The sequence below is a fragment of the Microbacterium ureisolvens genome (genome assembly GCF_015278315.1).
In the GTDB taxonomy this organism is placed as follows: domain Bacteria; phylum Actinomycetota; class Actinomycetes; order Actinomycetales; family Microbacteriaceae; genus Microbacterium; species Microbacterium ureisolvens.
Genome location: NZ_JADIJE010000020.1, coordinates 1 through 26,166 on the forward strand (window position 1 = coordinate 1; position 26,166 = coordinate 26,166).

The window sequence follows — 26,166 nt, forward strand, 5'->3', positions numbered from 1 at the left end:
GTCATCGTGGGATCACTCTTCTTGCTTCTTGGCGGAAACAGCTGGGTTCCCACGATGGCCCATCAACGTCTACGACGCCGAGGACCCCGCGGGAAGTGACACCACGCTATGGGACTCACCCTTCGAATGCGCAGCGGGGGCAATAGGGTCGCGGCGTAGGGGACCGATCACCGGGTGTCCGGCGGGGAATCCGGATCGTCTGCGCATCCACGCGCACCTTCGCCGGCGGTCCGCGACTCAACGGAGGATGCATGTACCAGGATGAAGCGCTCCAGCCCCTCTTCGCCCGAGCCGGCGAGGCGACGACCGCAAGATACAACGTCATCCCCGACGCGGAGATGCTGCCCGAGACGGCGTACCGCGTGATCCGGGACCAGACGATGCTCGACGGCAACGCGCGGCTCAATCTCGCGACGTTCGTCGGCACGTGGATGGACGACTACGCGGGCCGCCTCGCCGTCGAATCCGCCGACAAGAACATGATCGACAAGGACGAGTACCCGGCCACGGCCGCCATCGAGGAGTGCTGCTGGCGCATCCTCGGGAACCTGTGGAATGCGCCGGACGACGACGACGTGATCGGCACGTCGACGATCGGCTCGTCGGAGGCGTGCATGCTCGGCGGGCTGGCGCTCAAGCGCCGCTGGCAGCACGCCCGCCGCGCGGCGGAGAAGTCCACCGATAAGCCGAACCTGATCATGAGCTCTGCCGTCCAGGTGTGCTGGGAGAAGTTCTGCAACTACCTCGACGTCGAGATGCGACTGGTCCCCGTGACGCAGGAGCATCCGCTCATGGACGGCACGGGCCTGGAGGAGCTCGTCGACGAGAACACGATCGGCGTGGTGGCGATCGTGGGCGTCACCTACACCGGAGCGTACGAGCCGGTGAAGGCGATCGCCGCGAAACTCGACGAGATCCAGGCGAAGACCGGGCTCGACATCCCGATCCACGTGGACGGCGCCTCCGGCGCCATGGTCGCGCCGTTCCTGCAGCCCGACCTCGAGTGGGACTTCCGGGTGGAGCGGGTGCAGTCCATCAACACGTCAGGCCACAAGTACGGTCTCGTGTACCCCGGTGTGGGATGGGTCGTGTGGCGCAACACCGCCGCGCTGCCGGAGGACCTCGTCTTCAAGGTGAGCTACCTGGGTGGATCGATGCCCACTTTCGCGCTCAACTTCTCCCGCCCCGGCACGCAGGTGCTCCTGCAGTACTACCGGTTCCTGCGCCTGGGCCGCGCCGGATACACGGCGATTCAGCAGGCCTCGCAGGACGTGGCGACTTACCTGTCGTCGGCAGTGGGAGAGCTCGACGCCTTCGAGCTGCTCAGCGACGGCACCGACATCCCCGTATTCGCCTGGCGGCTCACTCCCGGCCACACCGACAAATGGACGCTGTACCACCTGTCCGAGCGGCTGCGCATCAAGGGATGGCTCGTCCCGGCGTATCCCCTCTCCGGCGATCTGGCGGATCAGACGGTGATGCGCATCGTCTGCCGGAACGGGCTGAGCCGCGACCTCGCGGAGGACCTTATGAAGGACATCCGCAGCGAGACCGAGTTCCTCGACTCGCTCGACAGCCCCATGCCCCACCCGGGCGTCGGTCCCGCGTTCCACCATTGAGTACACGGCCACCCGCGGACCAGGCCTCGCGGCGGATCCGGCGTCTCCGGCGGGAGTCCTGGGGATTCGCGGTCGGCTCGGCGCTGTTCTTCATCGGCGTCGTGCCGGCCTATGCCGCGTGGGCAGGTCCGGTCGGCGCGAACGCCACGTTCTTCGCCGGGTCCATCTTCTTCACGACGGCGGGGCTCATCCAGCTGCTGCTGAGCGGGCGCCGCACGCCCGACACGCGCATGAACCGCGCCGACCGCGCCGACTGGTGGGCGGCCGCGATCCAGTTCGCCGGAACGCTCCTGTTCAACGTGTCGACCGCCGCCGCCCTCATCGCCGCCATCGCCGACCCGAGCTACGTCGGCGCCGGCTGGCGACCCGACGCGTGGGGCTCGACGGCGTTCCTCATCTCCAGCGTGCTGGCGGTGATGGCGACGAAGGACCGGGGGAAGCTGTGGGACCGCGACGCCCGCACGTGGCACGGCACTGGCCTCAACCTGCTGGGATCCATCGCGTTCGGTGTCTCGGCCGTCGCCGCTTTCGTCGTGCCGGCCACGGGCGAGCTCGTCAGCGCGTTCTGGGCGAACCTCGGCACGGGCATCGGCGCGCTCTGCTTCTTCGCGGCGGCGCTGCTGGCCCGCCGCACCATCGGAACGGAAGACTGAGCGGATGCCTCAGCCGGCGTTCGCCCGAGAACGCACGTCGCCGCGCCCACCGATGAGCACGTAGTCGGCGTGCTTCGCGACGAGGCCGTCGCCGGCCGTGCGCCCGCGGAGGCGACGCCAGACCCACGGCAGGGCGTCGCGCCTCAGCCAGGAGCCGGGGGCCACCGGGTCGTCGTCGGCGTGGAGGGCCGCGTCGAGGTCGCCGAGCGCCTCGGCATCGGGCACGCCGAGCACTTCGGCGGCCCGGTACGCGAGGTAGCGGTGGCCGCGCGGACGCAGGTGCACCTTGTCGTCGGCCCACAGCTCGAGGTCGCCGATGGCGGGGAGCCCGCGGTCGTCGAGGAACGCGTCGGTGTCGAGCAGCACCGCCCCGGTCTGCGCGGCGATGCGGCGCAGCTCGGAGGAGAACACGGCGAACCGCTGCGCGAACAGCAGCGCCGCACGGCGCCGCGGCAGGAAGGGGGTCACGATGAGAACGTCGATCCCGGCCGCGCGCAGCCGCCGGACCGCCTCCTCCAGCCGGGCGGCGACGGCGACGGGGTCGACGTGCCGCGCGACGAGGTCGTTGGCCCCGATGAGGACCGATACGAGATCCGGCCGCAGCGCGAGCGCGTGCGGCAGCTGCTCGGCGAGGACGTGGTGGACCCGGCGACTGCGCACGGCGAGGTTGGCGTAGCGGAACGGCTGATCGCTCCCCTGCGCGTGCGCCAGCAGCTGCGCGAGCCGGTCCGCCCATCCGCGGTACTGGCCCGCAGGCATCCGGGACGCGTCGCACAGCCCTTCGGTGATCGAGTCGCCGAGCGCGACGAACCGCGACCACGACCGCCGCGGGGCGGGGGTCGGCACCGCCGGCCGGGTCGCGCCGCGCTGGCGCCGCGCGTCGTCGATGGGGCGCAGCATCCGTGCCTCGTCGTAGTGCTCGACCAAGCGGCTGCACACGGCGTCCCAGGTGCGCTCGCGCACGGATTCGCGTGCGGCTGCCGCGAACGCGCGCCGCTTGCCGTCGTCGCCGACGAGGTCGGCGACCCGCGCGCGCAGGTCGGCGAGGTCACCGGGGCGGTAGAGCCAGCCGTCGACCGAGGACCGCACCAGGTCGACGGGCCCGCCGACGCCGGTGGCGACCACGGGCACGCCGCTGGCGAGCGCCTCCTGGATCGTCTGCCCGAAGGTCTCGCTCTCTCCCGGGTGGACGAACACGTCGAACCCGGCGAGGGCTTCGGCGAGCGTCGGCCCGGTGAGATGGCCCGTGAAGACGGCGTCGGGCAGCGCGCGTTCGAGCGCGGGCCGTGCCGGACCGTCGCCCACGATGACCAGGCGCGCGCCGTCGAGGCCGGACAGCGCGGCGAGATCCTCGACCTGCTTCTCGGGGGCCAGGCGGCCCACGTACCCGACGATCGTCTGACCGGGTGCCACGCGCGCACGCCAGCCGTCGTCGCGCCGCTCCGGGCCGAACCGCTGGATGTCGACCCCGCGACCCCAGCGGCGCAGGCGGTCGACCCCGAGCTCCTCGAGCTGCCGCAGCGACGCGGTCGACGGCGCCAGGGTGAGTGTGGCCCGCCGGTGCAGTCGCCCGATGTGGCGACCGACGAGCGCGCCGGCCCGCGGCATCCCGTACTTCTCGGCGTAGGCCACGACGTCGGTCTGGTAGACGGCGACGGTCGGCACGCGCAACGCATCGGCGGCGGCGAGCCCCTGCCACCCGAGCACGAACGGCGACGCGAGGTGCACGACGTCGGGGCGGAACTCGCGGAGGATCGCCGTCAGTCGCGCGGCGCGCGCGAAGACCACGCGCACCTCGGGATACGACGGCAGGGGCGCCGAGCGCAGCAGCTCGGTGCGGGCACCGTGGAGGTCGGTGGTGATCTCACCGGCGCGCGGTGCGATGACGAGGGTCTCGTGTCCTTCCACGGCGAGGTGCCGCAGGACGTGGAGCACCGACCCCGTCACCCCGTTCATGTGGGGCAGGAACGATTCGGCGAGCAGTGCGACTCTCACGCCTCCAGGGTGACGGCGAGGCGGCGGACGGATGCCTCGAATCGGCGCCCGCCCGCAAGTGTTCACCGGATGCACCACGGCGGGTCACCGGACGTGCGCCGTTCGGTCGCCGTTCACCGCGGACGGCTATCAAAGGCACATGGTCGAGGACCTGCTGACCGAAGTGGCGCGCAGTCCGTGGGCGCTCCCCCTGCTGTTCGCGCTGGTGCTCGGCGACGCGTTCCTGGTCGTGATCCCGGGCGAAGCCGCGGTGACGGCGCTCGGCGCCCTGGCGGTGTCCCAGGGCGAGCCCCCGCTGGCCGCGATCGTCCTCGTCGCCGCCGCGGCGGCGCTGTGCGGAGACGCGGCGTGCTACCTCGTCGGCCGCACCATCGGCCTGGAGAGGTGGCGCTGGATGCGGACCTCCCGCGCGCGCGCCGCCTTCGGCTGGGCGCGCGCGCGGCTGGAGCGGCGTGCTGCTCTCGTGCTCTTCACGGCACGGTTCATCCCGTTCGCGCGGCTCGCCGTGAACCTGACGGCCGGCGCGACGAGGCTGGCAGCCCCGCGGTACCTCGCGGTCGCGGGTCTGGCCGCCCTGGCCTGGGCGCTGTACCAGGCGCTCATCGGGGCCGTGGTCGCGACGTTCGTGCCCGGCGGGCCGGTGGTCGCCGTCGTGGTGTCGGTGACGTTCGCCGTCGGGCTGGGCCTGACGGTCGACGCCGTCCTCGCGCGGCGTCTCGGAGCGAGGAGGTCCGTGAATGACGAGTGAGCCGGACGCTGCGCCAGGCCGCGGCGGGACGACGGGTCGGGGCGGACGCACCCGACGCGCGTGCGACAACTGTCGCGGGCTCCCGCGATGATGGAGCGGTGGCAGATCCCGATGCGTACGACGACGGCTTCCTCGGCATCCCGGTTCCCCTCCCCCGCCCCGTGGACGGGCGTGCCGTGCGCGAGCTCACCTATCCGCGGTTCACGGTGCTGTTGGAGCCGGAGCGCCGGCTCGCCGTCATGACGGGCGTCAACATCGACGGCTCGTCGCTGCTCGACCTGCCGCGGACAGGCGACTGGGAGCTGGACCCGCGCGTGCCGGCCGCCGAACAGGCCGGACCCGCGGTCTACGCCTCGAATGATCTCGACCGCGGCCATCTCGTGCGGCGGCGCGACCCCGGCTGGGGCACGCCGGCGCAGGCGCGGCGGGCCACCGAAGCCACGTTCGTCTACCCGAACGCCGCGCCTCAGGCAAGCGGGTTCAACCAGTCGAAGGAGCTGTGGCTCGGCCTCGAAGACCACGTCCTCGCGTTCGCCGACGCCACGGATGAACGCGTCAGCGTGTTCACGGCCCCCGTGCTCGCCGACGACGATCCGCCGTACCGCGGCATCCGCGTGCCGCGCCGCTTCGTCAAGGTGGGCGCGTGGGCGACCGCCGACGGTGTGCTCGCCGCCGCGGGCTTCGTGCTCGACCAGTCGCAGCTCATCGATCTGAGCCAGGGTGTGCTCGTGGTGCCACAGCTCGGCGCCTTCCGCACGTTCCAGGTGCCGATCGCCGACATCGAGGAGATCGCGCGGATCGACCTCGGGCCGCTCGTGGCCGCCGACGTGCTGCCGGAAGACGCGCCGGCCGACGGCACGACGGTGCGCGAAGAGGACGCATGGCGCCCCCTCCGCGCACCGGAGGATGTGTTCCTCGGCTGACCACTCTCAACCGAGGAGCAGGACCTACTCCCCCGCGAGCCCGCCGAGCAGGTGGCCGAACGAGCGGCCCTCGCCGAGGTAGTTGGCGGGATCGAACGGGTCGGAGGCGTTCGCGGCCTCACGGCGGGCGATCGCCTCGGCGAGCTCACGCGCGCCGCGGTCGATGCGCTCTCCCAGCGGCGCGACGTTGTCGGCCGATGCGCCCCAGTCGCTCGACGCTGCGAACACCCCGGTCGAGACCGGCTCCGCGTGCAGGTACGTGAACAGCGGCCGGATGGCGTAGTCGATCGCCAGCGAGTGACGGGCGGTGCCGGCGTTCGCACCGATCAGCACGGGCTTGCCGGTGAGGGCGTCGGGGTCCAGCACGTCGATGAACGACTTGAAGAGCCCCGAGTAGCTCGTGGAGAAGATCGGCGTCACGGCGATGACGGCGTCGGCCGAGACGACCGCATTGATCGCCGACTCGAGCGCAGGCGGCGCGAAGCCGGTGAGGAGGTTGTTCGTGATGTCGTGCGCGTAGTCGCGCAGCTCGAACACGTCCACCTCGACCTCGATGCCCCGGTCCGAGAGCTGCTTCGCCGTCGCGGCGGCGAGCCGGTCGGCGAGCATGCGGGTGGACGACGGGTTCGAGAGCCCGGCCGAGATCACCGCGATCCGACGTGCCGTGGTCATCTCACGCCTCCTTCCGGCCGAGGCCGAACGCGGCACCCGCGGGCGCCGGGGTGTCCTGGTAGGGGCTGGCACCGACGAGGTTGTCGCCGCGGTTCGCGCCGGGCACCGCCTGACGCGGGGCCCCGTCGCCGTAGGCGGCCTTCACCAGGTTGGCGTGCGTCGGCGCGTCCGGGACCTCCGCCGGGCGGTTCTTCTGCAGCTCCTTGCGCAGCACCGGCACCACTTCGCCGCCCAGGATGTCGAGCTGCTCGAGCACCGTCTTCAGCGGCAGGCCGGCGTGGTCCATGAGGAACAGCTGACGCTGGTAGTCGCCGTAGGTGTCGCGCATCGCGGCGTAGCGGTCGATCACCTGCTGCGGCGAGCCGACGGTGAGCGGGGTCATCTCGCTGAAGTCCTCGAGCGAGGGGCCGTGCCCGTAGACGGGCGCGTTGTCGAAGTACGGGCGGAACTGCGTGACCGCGTCCTGCGACTTCGCCGCCATGAACACCTGGCCGCCGAGGCCGACGATCGCCTGCTCGGGCGTGCCGTGGCCGTAGTGCGCGAAGCGCTGGCGGTACAGAGCGATCAGGCGCTGGTAGTGCTCCTTGGGCCAGAAGATGTTGTTCGCGAAGAAGCCGTCGCCGTAGTACGCGGCCTGCTCGGCGATCTCGGGCGTGCGGATCGAGCCGTGCCACACGAAGGGAGCGACGCCGTCCAGCGGGCGCGGGGTCGAGGTGAAGCCCTGCAGCGGGGTGCGGAACTGACCCTCCCAGTCGACGACGTCCTCACGCCACAGGCGGTGCAGCAGGTTGTAGTTCTCGATGGCCAGCGGAAGCCCCTGGCGGATGTCCTTGCCGAACCACGGGTAGACCGGACCGGTGTTGCCGCGGCCGATCATCAGGTCGGCACGGCCGCCCGACACGTGCTGCAGCATCGCGTAGTCCTCGGCGATCTTCACCGGGTCGTTCGTGGTGATCAGCGTCGTCGCGGTCGAGAGGACGAGCCGCTCGGTCTGCGCCGCGATGTACGCGAGGGTGGTCGTGGGCGACGACGACCAGAACGGCGGGTTGTGGTGCTCGCCGAGCGCGAAGACGTCAAGGCCCACCTCCTCGGCGTGCTTGGCGATCTTGAGGGTCGCCTGAATCCTCTCCGCCTCACTCGGCGTGGTGCCGTCGGTCGGGTCCTGGGTGATGTCGCTCACCGTGAAGATGCCGAACTGCATTCCCGACCACGTGGTGCTCTCGCTCACGATCGCTTCTCCGCTCTTTCGCCGTGCGGGTTCTCCGTCGTGCGAATCCATGCAAATGAATGTATCTCGTAGAACGCGTGCGCACCAAGATTATTCCGAGCGGATGCCGGGACCCCCGGCATCCGCTTCATCCATGATCAACCCTCTGCGGCGTCGCGCGCGCGTGGGCGGTCGGAGTCAGTCCAGACGCAGGCGGTCGACGGCGGCCTGGATCGCGACGGCGGCCGCGCCACGCGCCCACGCGACGAACCCCGAGTCGTCGACGTAGAGCCGCACCGGGTCGGATCGCGGATCGCGGCCGGCCGCGATCGCGGCGCGCACCCGATCCTCGGCGAGCGCGAACAGCCCGATGCCCTCGCCTGCCAGAACCGCCGCGGTCTGGAACGTGAGATTCGCCGCCAGGGCGATGAACCGGCCGAGGGCATCTGCGGCGGCCTCCACCACTGTCACAGCCGCGGGCTCGCCGGCCCTCGCGAGTTCGAGGACCTCGTCGTACGACACCGGGCGCTGCAGCGCCGCCGACACCTGAGCGGAGATCGAGCCGGACGTGAGCATCGCCTGCGAACAGCCGCGGTGGCCGGCCTGGCAGAGCGGCCCGCTGTCGCTGAGCGGGATGTGGCCGCCCAGGCCCAGACCCGCCTCGTCCGACCGCACCACCTCGCCGCCGACGACGAGCCCGTATCCGACACCCGCTCCGATCGTCAGGACGACGAAGCCGGGGATGCCGCGACCGAGCCCGAACCAGCGCTCGGCCTCCGACAGCGCGACGAGGTCGTTCTCGAGCGCGACCGGCACGCCGAGCTCGGCTTCGAGCAGAGACGCGAAATCGACATCTTCCCACTCCAGGAACGGCGCGTAGCGCACCTTCCCATCGAGCACCGCACCGCCCAGTGCCACTCCCACCCCGTCGAGCGGGTCGGCGCTGAGTGCCCGGATCGTCCGCGCGATGGCGGCGGCGACGAGGGCCGGCTCGTGCGAGTCGAGCGGCTCGGTGCGCTCGGCCAGCAGACCCGCGCGGACGTCGGTCACGACCACCTCGATGGCATCGCCGGTCACCTTGACCCCGCCGAACCGCCCCAGCCCGGGTGCGACGTCGAGGGGGCGGACGGGCCGGCCCACCGAGCCGTCGGCGAGGTCGTCGAGCTCGATGAGGTAGCCGCGGTCGAGGAAGGGCTTGGCGAGCCGGGTGAGACTGGCCGGCGAGAGTCCGAGTCGATTCGTGAGAGCGCTGCGAGCGATCGGCCCATGGATGAGCACCGCGCGCGCGAGTGCGCGCTCACTGTCCGTCAACATCGCCGGCGAACTCCCTTTCTCGAGGTCGTTGTTTTCATTCTGGCATGAACTCGACGCTCCCCTGAGGAAGATTGTCGCAGCAGCCCCAGTCTTGTCGCGTTATTAATTCCGTGCTAGAACTAATCCCATGCACAGCATCGACCGCTTGCTCGACGCCGAACAGAGCGCCCTGCCCGCTGAACCCCGGGTGCTCCACCTCTCTCGGGGCGGGACGAGCGTGGTCGTCGACCTCACTGCGTCCCCCGCGCCGGCGATCGTGCACTGGGGCGCGGAACTGGCCGGCTCGACGCCGGAGACGCTCCGAGGTCTCGCCGCCGGCGCACGCGCGCAGCGCGTGTCGGGCGGCCTGGACGGGACTCCCGCACTGACGCTCGTGCCGACCGGCGCCGAAGGATGGTTCGGCACCCCCGCCTTCGAGGGCCACCGCGAGGGCTCCGGCGTCAGCATCCGGCTGACCCTGGCGGACGTGCAGGCCTCCGACGATCGCGCGAGCATCGCCCTCGCCGACACCGAGGCCCGCCTGGCCGTGAGGGCGGAGCTGCGGGTCGGCAAGGGCGGGCTCCTCCACCAGCGCCTGACCGTCCGCAACACCGGACAGACGCCGTACACGCTGCACTCGCTGCAGCCGACCTTTCCGATCCCGTGGGATGCGACCGAGGTGCTCGACACCACCGGGCACCACCTGCGTGAGCGGGCACCCCAGCGCCGCGAACTGGCCGTCGGCTCGCACCTGCGTGAGAGCCGCCGCGGCCGCACCGGCGCCGACGCCACGATCCTCCTCGCCGCGGGCCGGCGCGGCTTCGGCTTCGAGACCGGGCGCGTGCACGGCATCCACGTCGCATGGAGCGGCAACCACCGCGTCCTCGCGGAGCGCACCGTCACCGGCGACGCCTTCCTGGCCGGTGGCGAGCTGCTGCTGCCCGGCGAGATCGTGCTGAGGCCCGGCGCCGCGTACAGCTCTCCGTGGGTGATCGGCTCGTGGGGCGATGGCCTCAGTCAGCTCTCATGGCGGTTCCACGAGGAGTGGCGCGCGCGGCCGCAGCACCCTCGGCGGCCGCGGCCCGTGACGCTCAACACGTGGGAGGCCGTCTATTTCGACCACTCGCTCGATCGCCTCACGGCACTCGCCGATGCCGCGGCCGCGGCGGGCGTGGAACGCTTCGTCCTGGATGACGGGTGGTTCACGGGGCGGCGAGACGACACCGCGGGCCTCGGCGACTGGACCGTCGACGGCGACGTGTGGCCTGAGGGCCTCCACCCGCTCGTCGACCACGTGCGCGAGCTGGGCATGGAATTCGGGCTGTGGGTCGAGCCCGAGATGGTCAACCCCGACAGCGACCTCGCCCGTCGGCATCCCGATTGGATCCTGCGAGGACGGATGTCGCTCCCGCCGTCAGCCCGCCAGCAGCAGGTGATCGACCTCTCCCACCCTGACGCGTACACCCACATCTCCGCGCACCTGCACGCGCTGCTCGACGAGTATCCGATCGCGTACCTGAAGTGGGACCACAACCGCGATCTCGTCGACGCCGGCAGCGGTCCGGCCGGGGCCGCCCGCGTCCACGAGCACACCGTCGCGGTGTACCGCCTGCTCGACGAGCTCAAGGCGTCGCATCCCGGTCTCGAGATCGAGAGCTGCGCCTCCGGTGGCGCTCGTGTCGATCTCGGCATCCTCGATCGCACCGACCGTGTCTGGACGAGCGACAGCCTCGACCCGCTGGAGCGGCTCGACAATCAGCGGTACACGGGCCTGGTCGTGCCGCCGGAGATGCTCGGGATGCACCTGACGAGCCCCGTCGTCCACTCGTCGGGGCGCACGGTCTCACTCGGACTGAGCGGAGCCGTCGCCCTGCTCGGCCACTTCGGCATCGAATGGGACCTCACCGCCGTCGACGAAGAGCGCCGCGCCGAGATCGCCGAGTGGGTCGCGCTCGCTCAGCGGCTGCGGCCGGTGATCGCCTCGGGGCGCGTGGTCCACGTCGACGGCACCGATCCCGGCATCGACGTGCGCGGCATCGTGGCGGGGGATGCGGCATCCGCCGTCTTCACGATCGTCCAGACGGCGACCAGCGCCGCCTACCCGCCCGGCCGTGTCCGGCTGCCGGGCCTCGACGCCGCGCGGAGCTACCGGCTGCGGGTGCTGATGCGCGACGCCGACGAGGCGGGCCAGTCGGCACTCGAATGGGCCGCGGACGCCCCGCTGCTCACCGGCCGCGAGCTGGCCGAGGCGGGCGTGCGCCCACCTGTGCAGCGCCCCCAGCAGGCGATGGTCGTCGAGCTCACCGCCGAGAACTGACAACTCCACCACCCGACGCGCAAGGAGGCGCACGATGAGAACCAGTCAACGACGATGGATCAGGCCGGTCGCGGTCGCGTTCATCGCCGCGACAGCGGCGGCCGCCGGCGGCTGCGCCCAGCAGCCGGCGGACGGCGTCACCCAGCTGAACTTCTTCCAGTTCAAGGGAGAGGCGCTCGAGGACTTCAACGAGATCATCGCCGACTTCGAGGCCGAGAACCCCGACATCGACGTCGTGCAGAACCAGGTCGCCGATGCCGACACGGTCATCCGCACCCTGCTCGTCAAGGATCGCGTGCCCGACGTCATCACCCTCAACGCGAACGGGAACTTCGGCCGGCTCGCGCAGGCCGGCGTGTTCCACGACTTCACGGGCGACCCGATCCTCGAGACGATCAACCCCGCGGTCCAGGACATCCTCGCGGATCTGGGCACCTACGGCGACGAGGTCAACGGGCTCGGCTACGTCAACAACGCCAACGGCATCATCTACAACCAGGACATCTTCGAGGAGCAGGGGCTCGAGGTCCCCGAGACGTGGGATGAGCTCATCGCCGTCTGCGATGCGCTGGTCGAGGCCGGCATCCAGCCGTTCTACGGGACGCTGGCGGACTCGTGGACCGGCATCCCCTCCTGGAACGCGCTCGGCGCGTACCCCGCGCAGGGCGACTTCTTCGACAAGATGCGCGAAGAAGGCGAGAACGTCGGACCGGACTCCGAGGTGTCGTTCCAGAAGGACTTCCCCGAGGCGATGGACCGGCAGTACGAGCTGTTCTCGTACATGCAGGAGGGGTATCGCGGCAAGACGTACGACGACGGCAACGCCGCGTTCGCAGGCGGCGAGGCGGCCATGCTGCTGCAGGGCATCTGGGCCACGAACCCGATCAAGCAGGTCAATCCCGACATCCGCATGGGCATCTTCCCGTATCCGACCGACGAGCCCGGCGAGAGCCTGCTCGTCTCGGGGGTCGACGTCGTCTTCACGATGGGCAAGAACGGCGCGAAGGAGGAGGCTGCCCAGCGCTTCCTCGACTACGTCTTCCAGCCCGAGGTCATCGAGGAGTTCGCTGCCTCGCAGAACATGGTGCCCTCCGTCGAAGGCGCCGAGCTCAGCGACGACCCGGCCCTGCAGTCCGTCAAGCCGTACTTCGACGACGGGCGCATCACCGGCTTCATCGATCACCAGATCCCGGCGGCCGTTACGCTGATCCCGATCGACCAGCAGTTCCTCTTCGAGGGCGACACCGAAGCCGCCCTGAAGGCCCTCGACAGCGAGTGGGCGAAGGTCGCCGCTCGCACGATCCCCGTCACGACAGGAGAGTGACATGACCACTGTCACCCAGGCTGTGCGGTCCACCGCCACGAGCAGCGCACCGAAGCGCGCGACGCGTGTGCGATCGGAGAGCACCAGAGCCCCGTCCGCCTACTACTGGATGGTGTGGCCCGCTGTGATCGCGTTCGCCGCGTTCCACACCCTTCCCGTCATCGTGAGCGTGTTCTTCAGCTTCACGAACTACCCGGGCTACGGCGCCTGGAACTTCGTCGGACTGTCGAACTACGTGAACCTCTTCCGCGACGACCGTGTGCTGCAGGCCTACGGGTTCTCGTTCCTGTTCGCCATCGTCGCGACGATCCTCACCAATGTGCTTTCGCTGGCCATCGCCCTGGGCCTGAACGCCAAGATCCGGGCGCGCAACTTCTGGCGCGGCGTGTACTTCGTGCCGTACATCCTCGCGATCCTGGTGATCGGCTACGTGTTCCAGTTCATGTTCTCGAACTCGCTGCCGAAGATCCTGTCGGGTATCCCCGTGTTCCGCGAGAACATCCTCACCAACGAGACGTGGGCGTGGACGGCGATCGTGGCGCTCGCGGTGTGGCAGGCATGCGCGTTCGCGATCATCATCTACCTGTCGGGGCTGCAGACGATCCCCGCCGAGCTCTACGAGGCGTCGTCGCTGGACGGCGCGACCCCGTGGCGGCAGTTCCGCTCGATCACCTTCCCGCTCATCGGCGCGTTCTTCACGATCAACGTGGTGCTGAGCCTCAAGGGATTCCTCCAGGTCTTCGACCCGATCGTCGCCCTCACCAACGGCGGCCCGGGCACGGCGACCGAATCGGTGACGCTTCTCATCTTCCGGGGCGGCTTCTCGGGCGGCGAGTTCGCCTACCAGACGGCCAACGCGGTGATCTTCTTCATCGTCATCACGGTCGTCTCGCTCTTCCAGTTCCGGGTCCTTCAGCGCAGAGAGGCCGATTTCTGATGACCACCGCAACCAACGTCGCTCCGCAAGCCGAGCAGGAGCTCGACGCCGTCACCGCGAACAACCGGCGCAAGCGCCGTGGCGAACCTGACGACGACACCCGCAAGACCAACTGGTGGGCCACCGCGCTCATCGCGGTGTGCTCGCTCACCGTCCTGATCCCGCTCTACCTGGCGGTCGTCGTCGCTCTCAAGACCCCCGAGCAGCTCACGCAGGGCACCGGCTTCGAGCTGCCGAACCCGATCCGCTGGGAGAACTTCGCCGATGCGTGGGTGCGCACGAGCTTCCCGCAGGCGCTGGCGAACACGGCGTTCATCACCGTGGGCTCGGTGGTCTTCACCCTGCTCACGAGCTCGATCGTCGCCTACGCGATCGCGCGCAACATCCACCGGCCGTTCTTCAAGGGCGTGTTCTTCTATCTGCTCGCGGCGCTGTTCATCCCGTTCCCGATCATCATGCTGCCGCTGGTGAAGCAGACCTCGATCCTGGGGCTCGACAACCAGGTCGGCATGATCATCCTGTACACGATCTACGGGCTGTCGCTGAACATCTTCATCTACACCGCGTACATCCGCTCGATCCCCATCGAGCTCGAGGAGGCGGCGAGGGTCGACGGCGCGAGCACGTGGCGGGTGTTCTGGCAGGTGATCTTCCCGCTGCTCATGCCGATGAACGCGACGGTCGGCATCCTCACGTGCGTGTGGGCGTGGAACGACTTCATCATGCCGCTCGTCGTGCTCACCGACCCGTCTGCGCGCACGCTCCCGCTCGCGCAGTACGTGTTCCAGGGACAGTTCAACACCGACTACACCGTCGCGTTCGCGTCGTACCTCATGGCGATGGCGCCGCTGCTGATCGTGTACATCTTCAGCCAGCGCTGGGTGATCTCGGGCGTCACCCGCGGCTCGATCAAGTGAGTGCGAGGACGGATGCCGCGGCCGCGGCATCCGTCCTCGCTCACTGCGCGGCGGCGAAGAGCTGCAGCATGTCGCGCGCGAGCTGGTGGGGCGCTGTCTCGCACGGCGCGTGTCCGGTGGGATAGGTCGCCACGCGGGCGCCGATGCGGGCGGCGTACGCCTCGTGCTGCGCCTGCGGCCACAGGTCCTGGTCGCCGACGGCGATCAGCTTCGGGATGCCGACGGCCGCGACATCGTCGGCGAAGTCGGGCGTGCTCATCATGAGGCCGACCACGTCGTCGATGCAGGATCGGCCGGTGACGGCCAGGCGCTCGCGGACGAACGCGATGCGGCCGGGCGGCGTGCGGTTGAGGTTGTAGCGGATGCCCCACAGGATCAGCCCGGCCGCCCGATGCGGCGACATGTCGGAGATCGGCCCGATGTGCTTGACACCGCGGAACACCTGGCCGGTGGCAGGCGGGGCCGACATCAGCGTCAGGCTGCGGAACAGATCGGGCCGCGCCACGAGGGCGAGCTCGGTGACCAGTCCCGCGAAGCTGTAGCCGAGCACGTGGGCGGGGCCGCCGTCGTCGAGGATCGCCACCAGGTCGTCGACGAACAGGGCGTAGTCGTAGGCGTCGCGCGGCGGATCGAGGTGCTGCGGGCCGGCGGCCGCCGACTCGTAGTGGCCGGCGAGATCGTACGATTCGACGCGGAACCCGGCCGCGACGAGCACCGGGAACAGCAGGACGAAGTCCTCCTTCGACCCGGCGACACCCGGGACCAGCACCACTCGTGGCGCGTCCGGCTGCCCCAGACGGACGCGGGCCAGGCCACCGCTGGGCGCCGCGAACACATCGCGCTCGGTGCCCTGCGGAAAGACGCGCCAGTCGAAGTCCGGGAGGGCCAGGTCGCGCTGCAGCGCATCATCGATCGTCGTCATCGCGGGCGTCAGACTACCCCCGAGGAAGCCCGTCGAGCTCGTTCTGCCGCGGCGCGTAGTCGATGTGCCCGCCGTCCGCATCGAAGGCCTGCACGGGCCGCCGCACGGACCACGGCTCCCAGCCGGGGTCGCCGTCGACCACGAACGAGACCCACGCGCGGTGCATCGCGTCGGCGAGCGACTGCGGGCCGTCAGGGCCACCCATCGCCACCGCGTCGGGCGTCTCCAGGCGGTCGAAGACGAAGCCGAGCTCCATCCCGTGCGCCGCGCCCAGCCGGTCCACCGGGCTCCGCCAGCGGAACTCGTAGACCCACGTCGGCGACGCGTCGCCGGTCCGGCTGTCGGCGAACCGCACGATCGGGCCGCGCAGCAGCATGTCGCCGACGACCTCGCCGAGCACCTCGCCCGGCGTGGACTCGGGTCGCCGCGATCGGTGCGCGCGGACGATACGTGCGGGGACGCGCGCGAAGCGCCGCGCGATGGCGAGGGTCAACGCCGTCGCCCGATCCACTGCGCCGGTGGGAACCAGCCACAGCCGGTACTCCTCGCTCGTGGAGCCGATGAGTACCGGGATGTCGCGCCCCGCACCGTCGATCAGGGCGTCGAGCGGAGTGCGCGGCACGGCGTCGCCGCCGATGGCGAGCGCGACGGCAGGGCTCCGGCCGAGCGGGGAGCCGCCGCCCGCGGCGATCGCGGTCTGCTCGGCAACGAGTGCGCTCGGATCGGTGGCGGCGAAGGCGCCCTTCGACGGCGAGATCTTCAGCCGCTTCGCCACCTCGCGCGTCATGCGTCCGGCCTTCTTCGGGGGCTGGGCGGAGAGCGGTCCGGATTGGAGGATCGCCCGGTCGAAGAGCTCCTTCGCGTGAGGGAGCGCCAGGAGGGCGGTCAGGGTGTTGGCTCCGGCCGAGTGCCCCATCACGGTCACGCAGCCGGGGTCGCCGCCGAACGCCGCGATCTCACGGCGGACCCAGCGCAGGGCGGCTTCCTGGTCGCTCACGCCGAGATTGCGCGGCACGTCGTCGAGGACGGCGAAGCCCTCTTGGCCGAGCCTGTACTGGATCGACACGTAGACGATGCCGTGGCGCGCGAACCTCTCCCCGTCGTACGTCGGCAGAGCGGCGGAGCCCCTCGTGAGGGCGCCGCCGTGGACGAAGACCAGCACCGGCAGCGCGGCGTCGGCGGAGCGGTCGGCGGGGGTCCAGACGTTCACCGTGAGGACGTCGTCGCCGGCGATCTCGACGGTCGGGAGGTACTTCGCGACGTGGGCGCCGTACGGGGTCTGCGGGGCGGTCGGGCCGAAGGCGGCGGCATCCCGCTCCCTCTCCCACGCGCGGGCCGGCTCGGGGGCGCGGAAGCGACGCTCTCCGGCGGGCGGCGCGGCGTAGGGGATGCCGAGGAAGCGATCCAGTCCGCCCTCCCGGATGCCGCGGACGCGACCCGTGCTCACCGCGACGACGGGACGCGCAGCGGTGACCTCTGCGGCGGCGTCGGTCGCGGCATCCGTCATCGCACGTCTCCTTCTGAGGCGCGTCGTCGGCACGCTCGCACTCAGACTCGAGCAGTGCGGGACTCGGTGTCAAGCAACGGCGCCCCCGTGCCCACGCGGATAGTCTGGTGTGCGCCCCGGCGAGAGGTGACGATGACCGGCAGCAGCGTTCCGCCCACGGCGACCACCCCGACGGGATCGATCGCCCGCCCGAAGCGGCGCACCCCGTTCTGGGACAACGCGCGCTTCGCCTGCATCGTCCTCGTGGTGCTGGGCCACGCCGTGCAGCGGCTCACGTACGACTCCGACATCGCGCTGAGCCTCTATCTCGTCATCTACGCGTTCCACATGCCGGCCTTCGCGATCATCTCGGGATACTTCTCCAAGTCGGACGCCCCGACCCGCACGCAGATGGCGCGCGTGATCACCGACATCCTCGTGCCGTACGTCGTGTTCGAGGGGCTGTGGACGCTGACCAAGTGGATCGTGGAGGGGCAGGCGAACCCCAACCTGACCCAACCGTCGTGGACCCTCTGGTTCCTGCTCGCGCTCGGGATCTTCCGCGTCGTGCTGCCCTACCTCGCCCTCCTGCGCTGGCCCCTGGTGTGGACCGTCGTCATCTCGATCGGCGCCGGCTACCTACCCAACATCGACTCGACCTTCTCGCTCTCACGCACCCTCGGCCTCCTGCCGTTCTTCACGCTCGGCTGGTGGCTGCGCGAGCACGACATCGTCGCCCGCCTTCGCCTGCTCGACCGACGCCCGTGGTGGGTCTGGGCGGTCGGTTCCGCCGTCTTCGCGGTCGCGGCGTGGACGGCCTGGTTCTTCGTGGACGACTGGCGCGCGATGAATCTGCGCGAGTGGCTCTTCTACGACGAGAACTACGCGGCGATCGGCGGCACGCAGTGGTGGGCGGGCGGCGTGCGGCTCGCGCTGATGCTCGTCGCGGTCCTGCTGTCGACGGCCTTCTTCGCCCTGCTGCCGCGCGACACGCACTGGTGGACGCACTTCGGCCAGTACACGATGTACGTCTACCTGCTGCACTCGTTCGCGCTCTACCCGTTCCGCGAGAGCGGTCTGCTGCGCAACGCCGAACCGACGTGGCTGTGGCTGCCGCTGGTCATCGTGGGATCGGTGCTGGTCGCGCTGGGCCTCGCGACGCGCCCGGTGCGCAGGATCTTCCGCCCGCTCATCGAGCCGCGGCCCGCGTGGCTGTTCGCCGACCACGACCTCGCCCGCCGCGAGGGCCGGCGCAGCGATCCCACGGGATCGCGTCGTCCGCGCGAGCAGGTGCGCACACCGCGTCCTGACCCGCGTCAGAACGGCTGACGCGCGCGGTCGGTCGTCGCGCACCGCTGCCCCACGTCGGGGTTGCGCGATCTCGCGCATGCCCATATGTTAACGGCCAATCACATCAGTCCTGGATGGACTGCGCGTAACGGAGCACGTCGAGGGTGACGTGGCGGCCGGGGTCGGTCCATCCCTTTTACGGAAGAAGGCGGCAAGTGACCGACATGAACAGACGTTCCGTGCTGACCCTGGGCGCGGCGCTCGGCCTGGCGGGCGCGGTGGTGCCCAAGGCCGCGTCAGCGACGACCGGCGTGGCCGCCCAGCGGGAATGGACATGGTCGCCGAGCCAGTCCGTCGTCGGGTCCGGGAGCGGCGTCGACCCGCAATGGGTCTGGGACGACGAGATCGACGGCATCATCGCGAACATGATCGACGCGGGGCAGACCGCCCAGGTCAACGCGGCGATGGACGGCTGGGTCAACAACTGGCAGCCGATCCCCTCGGGACTGCCCCCCGAGATCTCAGGATGGCTCAATGGCCACAAACAGCTCCCGCCGTGGGCCGACATGACCAAGCTCCGGCGGGCCGCGGACTTCAATCGCCGCAAGGACACCTATCTGTTCATGATCTACGGCGTCGGCGGCGGCATCATGTCCACGGTGATCCCACGCGAGGCGCGGTCGGTCTACCACTCGAAGGGCGGCGCGGACATGCAGGACCGCGCCGCGAAGACGTTCTCGTTCGGCTACGACCTCAGCGACCTCAACGCGTTCGAGAACACCGGCGAGTTCATCGTCACCGCGAATCGCACGCGCATGGTGCACGCAGCCGTCCGTCATCTGCTGCCCCAGTCACCGCATTGGCAGGCGAGCGGCCACGACGAGCAGATCCCGATCTCGAACCACGACATCCTCGTCACCTTCCACAGCACGGGGACGTTCGCGCACAAGAAGCTCAAGGAGTGGAAAGTGCCGATGTCGCGGGCGGACGAGGACGCGTTCCTGCACTCGTGGCAGGTCGCACTGCACTTCCTGGGCGTCAAGGACGAGTACATCCCAGCGAGCTGGGATGCCGCCCACGCGCAGGCCGCGCAGATCCTGACGCCGATCCTCGCACCGACGACCGAGGGCAAGTATCTCGCCGAGGTGCTCCTCGGACTTGTCGCGCAGGTCGACCTGGGCCTCACGCGCGGGTTCCTCAACGAGTTCGTTCGCTATCAGCTCGGCAACGAGGTCGGCGACTGGCTCGGCCTCAAGCGCGACTACGTGTCGGCCGCGACCATCCGCGTGGGCTGGCCGTCGTACATCCTGTTCCGCGAGGGCCTCATTCCCATCATGCCGGTGAACTTCTACCTGTTCGACCAGCTGCTGCGCGCCATCGCCATGGCATTCCTCAACCGCGGCGCGTCGGGGCTCACCACGCCGATCACGATCCCGGACATGAACCGCCCGACCCCCTGATCGGGCGCGCCTCGACGGTCCCGGATCGGCCGGGACCGTCGAGGCGCATCCCGGCTGCGGCCGGGACCCGTCACGCGTTGAGAGGCGCATGCCTCCGCCCGCCGTCACCGTGCCGCGCGCGTGTAGACGTCGGCGAGGTGGAGCAGGTGCGGGACGAGCTCGGGAGGCGACTCGACCGTGAAGTCCATGCCGAGCATGCCGATGTAGGCAGCGATCGTCTCGAGGCTGTCAGCACCCGTGACGAGGATCGAAGTCTGGGCGTCCACGGCCTCGACGACTCCGACCGTCGGGTTGATCCGGGCGATCACGCGCTCGGCGGGGGCGTCGATGCGCAGCCGCGCGTGCACGTTCCACCCGCTCGCTGCGATCGAGCGCATCGCGAAGGCGGTGAAGTCTCCGCCGGGCACGGGCACCGGATCGAACCGCCGGCGCGTGGGCATGCGCGGCTGGATCCAGTCGAGCCGGAACGTCTCCCACTCGTCGGTGTCGGGATCGCGGGCGACGAGATACCAGCGCCGCTGCCAGCTGAGGAGGCGATAGGGCTCGACCCGGCGCGGCGTGCCCCGGTCCTCGAAGCGCAGCCACTCCCCGTCATGGACCGCCTGAGCGACGGCGCTCAGCACGTGCGAGTCGACCTCCGGGTCGGGCGCGTCCGTCCCGATGTTCTCGGGGCCGCTGTCGACCGTCGTGGCCACGGCGTCGACCGTCGGCCGGAGACGCTCGGGCAGCACCTGCAGCAGCTTCGCGAGGGCTCGAGCACCGGCCTCGTCGACGCCCGCGACGCCACGGGCGACGCGGAGTCCGATGGCCACCGCCACCGCCTCCTCGTCGTCGAGCAGGAGCGGCGGCAGCTTGCCGCCCGCCGCGAGTCGATACGACCCGGCACGCCCGCGCTCGGCCTCGACCGGATAGCCCAGCGAGCGCAGCCGCTCCACGTCGTTGCGGATGGTGCGCACCGAGACGCCCAGCCGAGCGGCGAGCTCGGGACCGGGCCACCGTGGGCGGCTCTGCAACAGCGCCAGCAGTGCGAGCATCCGCGCCGACGTCTCGGCCATCGATCCTCGTTTCGCAGATCTGGAAAACAGGAAGATACCTTGCCTATATCGAGCGTAGCGTCGGAGACATGAACAGCACAACCACCCACGCCACCGGCATCCGCCCCTTCATCATCGACATTCCGCAGGCGGACCTCGACGATCTCGCCGACCGCCTCGCCCGCACGCGCCTCCCCCAGCCCGCGCCCGCGGATGACTGGGAGTCGGGCACGCCCAACACCTACCTCGCCGAGGCGGTCGCCCGCTGGCGCGACGGCTTCAACTGGCGCGCCGCGGAGGCGCGCATGAACGAGTTCCCCCACTTCATCACCGAGGTCGACGACCAGCCGATCCACTTCATCCACGTCCGGTCGCCGCACGAGGGCGCGACGCCGCTGCTCCTCGCGCACACCTACCCGGGCTCCTTCGTCGACTACCTCGACATGATCGAGCCGCTGGTCGACCCGGTCGCCCACGGCGGTCGCGCGGAGGACGCGTTCGACGTCGTCGTGCCGGACGCGCCCGGTTTCGGCTTCAGCCAGCCGGTGACCGGTGCCGGCTGGACGGTGGGACGAGTCGCCGCCGCCTACGACACCCTGATGCGCCGTCTCGGCTACGACTCGTACGGCATCCACGGCAGCGACAACGGCGCCATGGTGGCGCGCGAGCTCGGACTGCTCGATCCGAAGGGCTTCCTCGGCCTGCACGTGCTGCAGCTGTTCTCGTTCCCCTCCGGAGACCCGGCGGAGTTCGAGAAGCTCGAGCCGCAGGACTACGCGGGCCTCGAGCACATGCAGTGGTTCCAGTCGGTCGGCGCGTACAACACGATGAACGCGGCGCGCCCGCAGACGATCGCGGCCGCACTGTCGGACTCCCCCGTCGGACACCTCGCGTACGCCGAGCTCTTCAACTCCTTCGGCAACGGCACGGCGCTCGTGCCGCTGGATGCGATCCTCACCGAGGTGAGCGTGGCATGGTTCGCCAATGCGTCGGCCGGCATGAGCCGCGCCTACCGCGACAACGCCCTCGCGGCCGCCGAACCGCGCGTGAGCGACGCGCGCACCGGCGTCGCCGTCTTCAAGGACGACTTCCAGACGATCAAGGTGTTCGCCGAGCGCGACAACTCGAACATCGTCCACTGGAGCCGTTTCGAGCGCGGCGGACACTATGCCGCCCTCGAGGTCCCCGACCAGGTGGTCGGCGACATCCGCGCCTTCTTCGCCCGCCCCTGAGTAACGCGCCCGACGACACCCCGAAGGCGTGGATTCCCGCACGCACCGCCGCGCGGGGATCCACGCTTTCGCCGTTTCCCGGGGCGGGGACGGTGGCCGGTAACCGTGGGCAACAAACGGCGCGGATGCCGCGGCCGCCGCCTACTCTCGCACCATGACCGAGCTCAACCTGCCGATCCTCGACCTCTCCCGCCTCGACGCGGGGCCGGAGGCCGCCGCGCAGTTCCGCGACGACCTGCGCGCGGCGACCCACGACGTCGGGTTCTTCTACCTGACCGGCACCGGGATCTCGCCCGAGCTGGAGTCGCGCCTGCACCAGGCGGCCCGCGACTTCTTCGCGCTCCCCGAGGCCGACAAGCTCGCGATCGAGAACGTCAACAGCCCGCACTTCCGCGGCTACACCCGCGTCGGCGGCGAGCGCACGCAGGGCAAGGTCGACTGGCGAGAGCAGATCGACATCGGCCCGGAGCGTGAAGCGGTGACCGACCCGGAGGCCCCCGACTTCGCCCGGCTCATCGGGCCGAACCTGTGGCCCGAGGCGCAGCCCGAGCTGCGCGAGGTCGTCTCGGAGTGGCACGACCACCTGTCAGGTGTCGCCCGCAAGCTGCTGCGCGCCTGGGCGCTGTCGCTCGGGGCTCCGGAGGGCTACTTCGACGAGCACTTCGGGGAGCCCTCGACACTGATCAAGATCGTCCGCTATCCCGGCAAGGAGGATCCGACGCCGCAGCAGGGCGTCGGCGCCCACAAAGACTCGGGCGTCCTCACCCTGCTGTGGGTGGAGCCCGGCAAGGGCGGGTTGCAGGTCGAGCGTGACGGGCAGTGGGTGGACGCTCCCCCGGTGCCCGGTGCGTTCGTCGTCAACATCGGCGAGCTGCTGGAGTACGCGACGCAGGGCTACCTGATCGCCACGAAGCACCGGGTGATCTCGCCCCGCTATCCCGACGACCGCATCTCGGTGCCGTTCTTCTTCAACCCCGCGCTCGACAAGCGCCTGCCGCTCATCGAGCTCCCGGCCGAGCTCGCGGCGCAGGCCCGCGGCGTCACCCAGGATCCGGCGAACCCGATCCACGCGCTGTACGGCGAGAACGCGCTGAAGTCGCGCCTGCGCGCCCACCCCGACGTGGCCGAGATCCACCACGCCGATCTCGTCGCGGCTCGGGCCGAGGCATCCGCCTGATCGTCGTCGTCCTTTCGTCTCGCTTCGCTCGCTCAACGACCGGGGCTCGTCGAGCGAAGGAGCGAAGCGACCGCGACGAATCGCGCACGGGAATGACGAAGGCCTCCCCACACCGTGGGGAGGCCTTCTCAAGAATGTTTTGCGCGATTGAACGCTGGGCGCGAGCTTATCGACGGAGGCCGAGGCGCTCGATGAGCGAGCGGTAACGGTTGATGTCGATGTCCTGGAGGTAACCCAGGAGACGGCGGCGCTGACCGACGAGCAGGAACAGCCCACGACGCGAGTGGTGGTCGTGCTTGTGCTCCTTGAGGTGCTCGGTGAGGTCCTTGATGCGCTGCGTCAGCATCGCGACCTGCACCTCGGGGGATCCGGTGTCACCGGGGTGCGTCGCGTACTCTTCGATGATCGCCTTCTTGACGTCTGCTTCCAGTGCCATAGGTGATCCCCTCTCTGCTTGTTGCGCGGTGCCCGTCACCCGATGTGCGAGCTCTCTTTCTCCGCGGCCGATCCAACGGCAACCTGAAGAGTCTACCAGCAGCGCGATGTCCCGGCGAACTCGGCGTCCTGCGCGCGGTTAGGCTCGGACGGTGAAGTGCAGCGTGCGGGTCGGGATCGGCGAGTGAGCACCGAGGAGCATCGCAGCCACTTCATCGACCTGCGGCCGTTCCGCGCCAGTCCTGCGTTCGCGCGCATGTGGATCGGGTCGACCCTCGCCGGGCTCGGCGGGCAGCTGACGATCGTCGCGATCATGCTCCAGATGTACGACCTGACCGGGTCGACCTTCGCCGTGGCGATGATCGCCGTTGCCGGCCTTGTGCCGATGATCATCGCCGGGATCTACGGCGGCACGCTCGCCGACGCATTCGACCGGCGCGCCGTCGCCCTGATCGCGGCCGGCGTCACGTTCGGCTCGACAGCCCTGCTCGCGGTGCTCACGTGGGCCCAGCTTGAGACCGTGTGGTGGCTATACGCCCTCAGCATCGTCAACTCGGCCGCGAACTCGATCGTCCTGGCCACCCGCCAGGCGATCGTGCCGCGCCTTCTCCCCCGCGAGCTCCTCGCCGCGGCGTCGGCACTCGGCGGCATCACTGTCGGGATCATGGTCATGGCCGGCCCGGCGCTGGCCGGTCTGCTCGTCGCGCTCACCGGGTACGCCTGGACGTACACGCTCGACGTCGTGCTCATGACCTCGCTGTTCCTCGGCCTGTGGACGCTGCCGACGCTGCGCCCCGAGGGCGAGATCGTCCGGCCCGGACTCGAGTCTCTGCGCGACGGCTGGCGGTTCCTCCGCCGCGCGTCGAACATCCGGCTGCAGTTCATCCTCGACATCATCGCGATGACCTTCGGTCAGCCGCTCTCGCTGTTCCCCGCGATCGGCGCCGTGCTGCTGGGCGGCGGCCCGATCACGACCGGGGTGCTCACCGCGTCCGTTGCCGCTGGCGCGTTCGCCTCGAGCCTGTTCTCGGGCCGGGTGGGCGGCATCCGTCATCAGGGCCTCGGCATCGAACGGGCGATCCTCGTCTACGGGACGGCCATCGCCGCCCTGGGCCTGGTGCTGGGCGCCGCAGCACTGGGGTGGTTCGCGCCGGAGGGCGTCGACGCCGACACGCCGAACCTGGTGCTGATCGCGCTGGCCTGCCTCGTGCTCGCGGTGTCGGGGGCGGCCGACAACGTCAGTTCGATCTTCCGCAACACCATGGTGCAGGCCGCGGTGCCCGACGCCATCCGCGGGCGTCTGCAGGGGATCTTCATCGTCGTGGTCGCGGGCGGCCCGCGGCTGGGCGCCCTGTACGCCGGCACCCTCGCGACCCTGACCGCGCTGTGGTTCCCGCCGCTGCTCGGCGGCTTCGTGATCATCGCGCTCGTGGCGACCCTCGTGCGGTTCAGCCCGCGGTTCCGTGCCTACGACGCCGAGCACCCGGTGCCGTAGCCGAACCGTCGCACATCGGCGGATTTCGGACGTCGCACCCGGCGCCGGGGCCTCGGGCTGAGGCACGAGCGTACCGTGGGGCCCGTGACCTCGACCACGACGACGACCGCAGCGCGCGCCACCGCCGCGCCCTCGCCCCGGGCCGTCGCGATCCAGTTCGTGCTGGCCGGCGTCGTGTGGGGATCGAGCTTCCTGTTCATGAAGGTGGCGCTCACCGGTATCTCGCCCGCCCAGGTCGCGTGGACACGCATCCTGCTCGGTGCGCTCACGCTCGCGGCGCTCGTCCTGCTGCGGCGCGAGCACCTGTCACGCAGCCTGCGGGTGTGGGCGCACCTGACGGTCCTCGGACTCACGTTCTGCGTCATCCCGTTCCTGCTCTTCTCGTGGGCGCAGCAGCACGTGAGCTCGGGAGTCGCCAGCATCTTCAATGCGACGACGCCCATCATGACCGCGATCATGGCGTGGCTGGTGTTCCGCGTGGAGCGGCTCAAGGCGCTGCAGGTGATCGGGATCGGCGTCGGCATCCTCGGCGTCGTCGTGATCATCGCGCCGTGGCAGGGCATCGCACTCGACGGCAGTCTCGTGGCGGAGCTCGCCATCCTCGGCGCCACCGCGAGCTACGGGTTCAGCTTCGCGTACATGCGCCGGTTCGTCTCGAACACCGGCATGTCGGCCCTCGCCTTCACCTTCGGCTACATCGCCATGGCGGGCGTCGTGATGGCGCTGCTCACCCCCTTCCTGGTGCTGACGCCGGTGCGCCTGGACGTGCCGATCGTCGTGAGCCTGGTGCTGCTCGGATGCCTCGGCACCGGCATCGCCTACGTCTGGAACCAGAACACCGTGCGCGCGTGGGGGCCGACGCGGGCGTCGACGGTGACCTACATCACCCCGGTGGTCGGTGTGATCCTCGGCATCGTGATCCTCGGCGAGACCATCTCGTGGAACGAGCCGGCGGGAGCGCTCGTGGTCTTCCTCGGCATCCTCCTCGCGCAGGACCGGCTGCGACTCGGGCGCCGGGCGACCGCCTGAC

At 70.2% G+C, this 26,166-nt stretch carries 22 protein-coding genes; 14 read left to right on the forward strand and 8 right to left on the reverse strand.

All coding sequences use genetic code 11. The features are described from left to right. Positions 1-251: 251 nt before the first annotated feature. Both gad and IM767_RS19700 read left to right on the forward strand, forming a co-directional pair. Complete coding sequence (gad, locus tag IM767_RS19695) at positions 252-1,619, forward strand: glutamate decarboxylase (RefSeq protein ID WP_109212107.1); 1,368 nt, start codon at positions 252-254, stop codon at positions 1,617-1,619. Continuing rightward, positions 1,616-2,272, forward strand: a complete 657-nt coding sequence (locus IM767_RS19700; protein ID WP_239453503.1) for a hypothetical protein — start codon at positions 1,616-1,618, stop codon at positions 2,270-2,272. Before gad ends, IM767_RS19700 begins: the two co-directional genes overlap by 4 nt. Before the next feature lie 9 nt (positions 2,273-2,281). Here the strand turns inward: IM767_RS19700 and IM767_RS19705 are convergent, their stop codons facing one another. Continuing rightward, complete coding sequence (locus IM767_RS19705; RefSeq protein WP_109212106.1) at positions 2,282-4,267, reverse strand: GDSL-type esterase/lipase family protein; 1,986 nt, start codon at positions 4,265-4,267, stop codon at positions 2,282-2,284. A 139-nt stretch (positions 4,268-4,406) separates the two neighbouring features. Here IM767_RS19705 and IM767_RS19710 point away from each other — a divergent pair, with 139 nt between their 5' ends. Next, a complete protein-coding gene (locus IM767_RS19710; protein ID WP_109212105.1) occupies positions 4,407-5,015 on the forward strand; it encodes a DedA family protein in 609 nt (202 codons plus the stop codon). A gap of 98 nt (positions 5,016-5,113) precedes the next feature. After that, positions 5,114-5,938, forward strand: coding sequence for a DNA/RNA non-specific endonuclease (locus tag IM767_RS19715; RefSeq protein WP_239453501.1), 825 nt, complete (start codon positions 5,114-5,116; stop codon positions 5,936-5,938). A 24-nt stretch (positions 5,939-5,962) separates the two neighbouring features. Here IM767_RS19715 and IM767_RS19720 read toward each other — a convergent pair whose 3' ends face one another. From IM767_RS19720 to IM767_RS19730, 3 genes are all read right to left on the reverse strand, one after another. After that, on the reverse strand, positions 5,963-6,610 hold the full coding sequence (locus tag IM767_RS19720; protein WP_109212104.1) for an FMN reductase: 648 nt from the start codon (positions 6,608-6,610) through the stop codon (positions 5,963-5,965). A 1-nt stretch (position 6,611) separates the two neighbouring features. Then, positions 6,612-7,811: an LLM class flavin-dependent oxidoreductase gene (locus IM767_RS19725; RefSeq protein WP_109212110.1), complete on the reverse strand. Its 1,200-nt coding sequence runs from the start codon at positions 7,809-7,811 to the stop codon at positions 6,612-6,614. A 204-nt stretch (positions 7,812-8,015) separates the two neighbouring features. After that, positions 8,016-9,131: an ROK family protein gene (locus IM767_RS19730; protein ID WP_109212103.1), complete on the reverse strand. Its 1,116-nt coding sequence runs from the start codon at positions 9,129-9,131 to the stop codon at positions 8,016-8,018. A gap of 127 nt (positions 9,132-9,258) precedes the next feature. On the opposite strand from IM767_RS19730, the gene IM767_RS19735 reads away from it, so the two are divergent. From IM767_RS19735 to IM767_RS19750, 4 genes are read left to right on the forward strand one after another with little or no spacing between them, the layout of a single operon-like run. Next, positions 9,259-11,427, forward strand: a complete 2,169-nt coding sequence (locus tag IM767_RS19735; protein WP_109212102.1) for an alpha-galactosidase — start codon at positions 9,259-9,261, stop codon at positions 11,425-11,427. Between the two features lie 34 nt (positions 11,428-11,461). Beyond that, positions 11,462-12,751: an ABC transporter substrate-binding protein gene (locus IM767_RS19740; RefSeq protein ID WP_109212101.1), complete on the forward strand. Its 1,290-nt coding sequence runs from the start codon at positions 11,462-11,464 to the stop codon at positions 12,749-12,751. A 1-nt stretch (position 12,752) separates the two neighbouring features. Then, positions 12,753-13,688, forward strand: a complete 936-nt coding sequence (locus tag IM767_RS19745) for a carbohydrate ABC transporter permease (RefSeq protein WP_109212100.1) — start codon at positions 12,753-12,755, stop codon at positions 13,686-13,688. Continuing rightward, on the forward strand, positions 13,688-14,605 hold the full coding sequence (locus tag IM767_RS19750; protein WP_109212099.1) for a carbohydrate ABC transporter permease: 918 nt from the start codon (positions 13,688-13,690) through the stop codon (positions 14,603-14,605). Before IM767_RS19745 ends, IM767_RS19750 begins: the two co-directional genes overlap by 1 nt. Before the next feature lie 40 nt (positions 14,606-14,645). Here the strand turns inward: IM767_RS19750 and IM767_RS19755 are convergent, their stop codons facing one another. Further along, positions 14,646-15,527 carry an alpha/beta fold hydrolase gene (locus tag IM767_RS19755; RefSeq protein ID WP_109212098.1) on the reverse strand — a complete coding sequence of 294 codons (882 nt, stop codon included), beginning with the start codon at positions 15,525-15,527 and terminating at the stop codon, positions 14,646-14,648. A 13-nt stretch (positions 15,528-15,540) separates the two neighbouring features. Next, positions 15,541-17,034, reverse strand: coding sequence for a carboxylesterase/lipase family protein (locus IM767_RS19760; protein ID WP_109212097.1), 1,494 nt, complete (start codon positions 17,032-17,034; stop codon positions 15,541-15,543). A 132-nt stretch (positions 17,035-17,166) separates the two neighbouring features. On the opposite strand from IM767_RS19760, the gene IM767_RS19765 reads away from it, so the two are divergent. Further along, complete coding sequence (locus IM767_RS19765; protein ID WP_109212096.1) at positions 17,167-18,342, forward strand: acyltransferase family protein; 1,176 nt, start codon at positions 17,167-17,169, stop codon at positions 18,340-18,342. 185 nt (positions 18,343-18,527) lie between these two features. Next, complete coding sequence (locus IM767_RS19770; protein ID WP_198426180.1) at positions 18,528-19,763, forward strand: oxygenase MpaB family protein; 1,236 nt, start codon at positions 18,528-18,530, stop codon at positions 19,761-19,763. Positions 19,764-19,867: 104 nt separating this feature from the next. On the opposite strand, the gene IM767_RS19775 is transcribed toward IM767_RS19770, so the two are convergent. Further along, on the reverse strand, positions 19,868-20,818 hold the full coding sequence (locus IM767_RS19775; protein WP_109212094.1) for a helix-turn-helix transcriptional regulator: 951 nt from the start codon (positions 20,816-20,818) through the stop codon (positions 19,868-19,870). Between the two features lie 68 nt (positions 20,819-20,886). Between IM767_RS19775 and IM767_RS19780 the strand changes: the two genes are divergently transcribed. Next, positions 20,887-22,029 carry an epoxide hydrolase family protein gene (locus IM767_RS19780; protein ID WP_109212093.1) on the forward strand — a complete coding sequence of 381 codons (1,143 nt, stop codon included), beginning with the start codon at positions 20,887-20,889 and terminating at the stop codon, positions 22,027-22,029. 154 nt (positions 22,030-22,183) lie between these two features. Further along, positions 22,184-23,206, forward strand: a complete 1,023-nt coding sequence (locus IM767_RS19785; protein WP_109212092.1) for an isopenicillin N synthase family dioxygenase — start codon at positions 22,184-22,186, stop codon at positions 23,204-23,206. Between the two features lie 166 nt (positions 23,207-23,372). On the opposite strand, the gene rpsO is transcribed toward IM767_RS19785, so the two are convergent. Further along, positions 23,373-23,642: a 30S ribosomal protein S15 gene (gene rpsO / locus IM767_RS19790; protein WP_005048780.1), complete on the reverse strand. Its 270-nt coding sequence runs from the start codon at positions 23,640-23,642 to the stop codon at positions 23,373-23,375. Between the two features lie 183 nt (positions 23,643-23,825). Here rpsO and IM767_RS19795 point away from each other — a divergent pair, with 183 nt between their 5' ends. Then, a complete protein-coding gene (locus IM767_RS19795) occupies positions 23,826-25,136 on the forward strand; it encodes an MFS transporter (RefSeq protein ID WP_109212091.1) in 1,311 nt (436 codons plus the stop codon). Between the two features lie 84 nt (positions 25,137-25,220). Then, the gene (locus tag IM767_RS19800; protein ID WP_109212109.1) at positions 25,221-26,165 is read left to right on the forward strand and encodes a DMT family transporter; all 945 of its coding nucleotides are present in this window, start codon (positions 25,221-25,223) and stop codon (positions 26,163-26,165) included. Position 26,166: the final 1 nt, after the last annotated feature.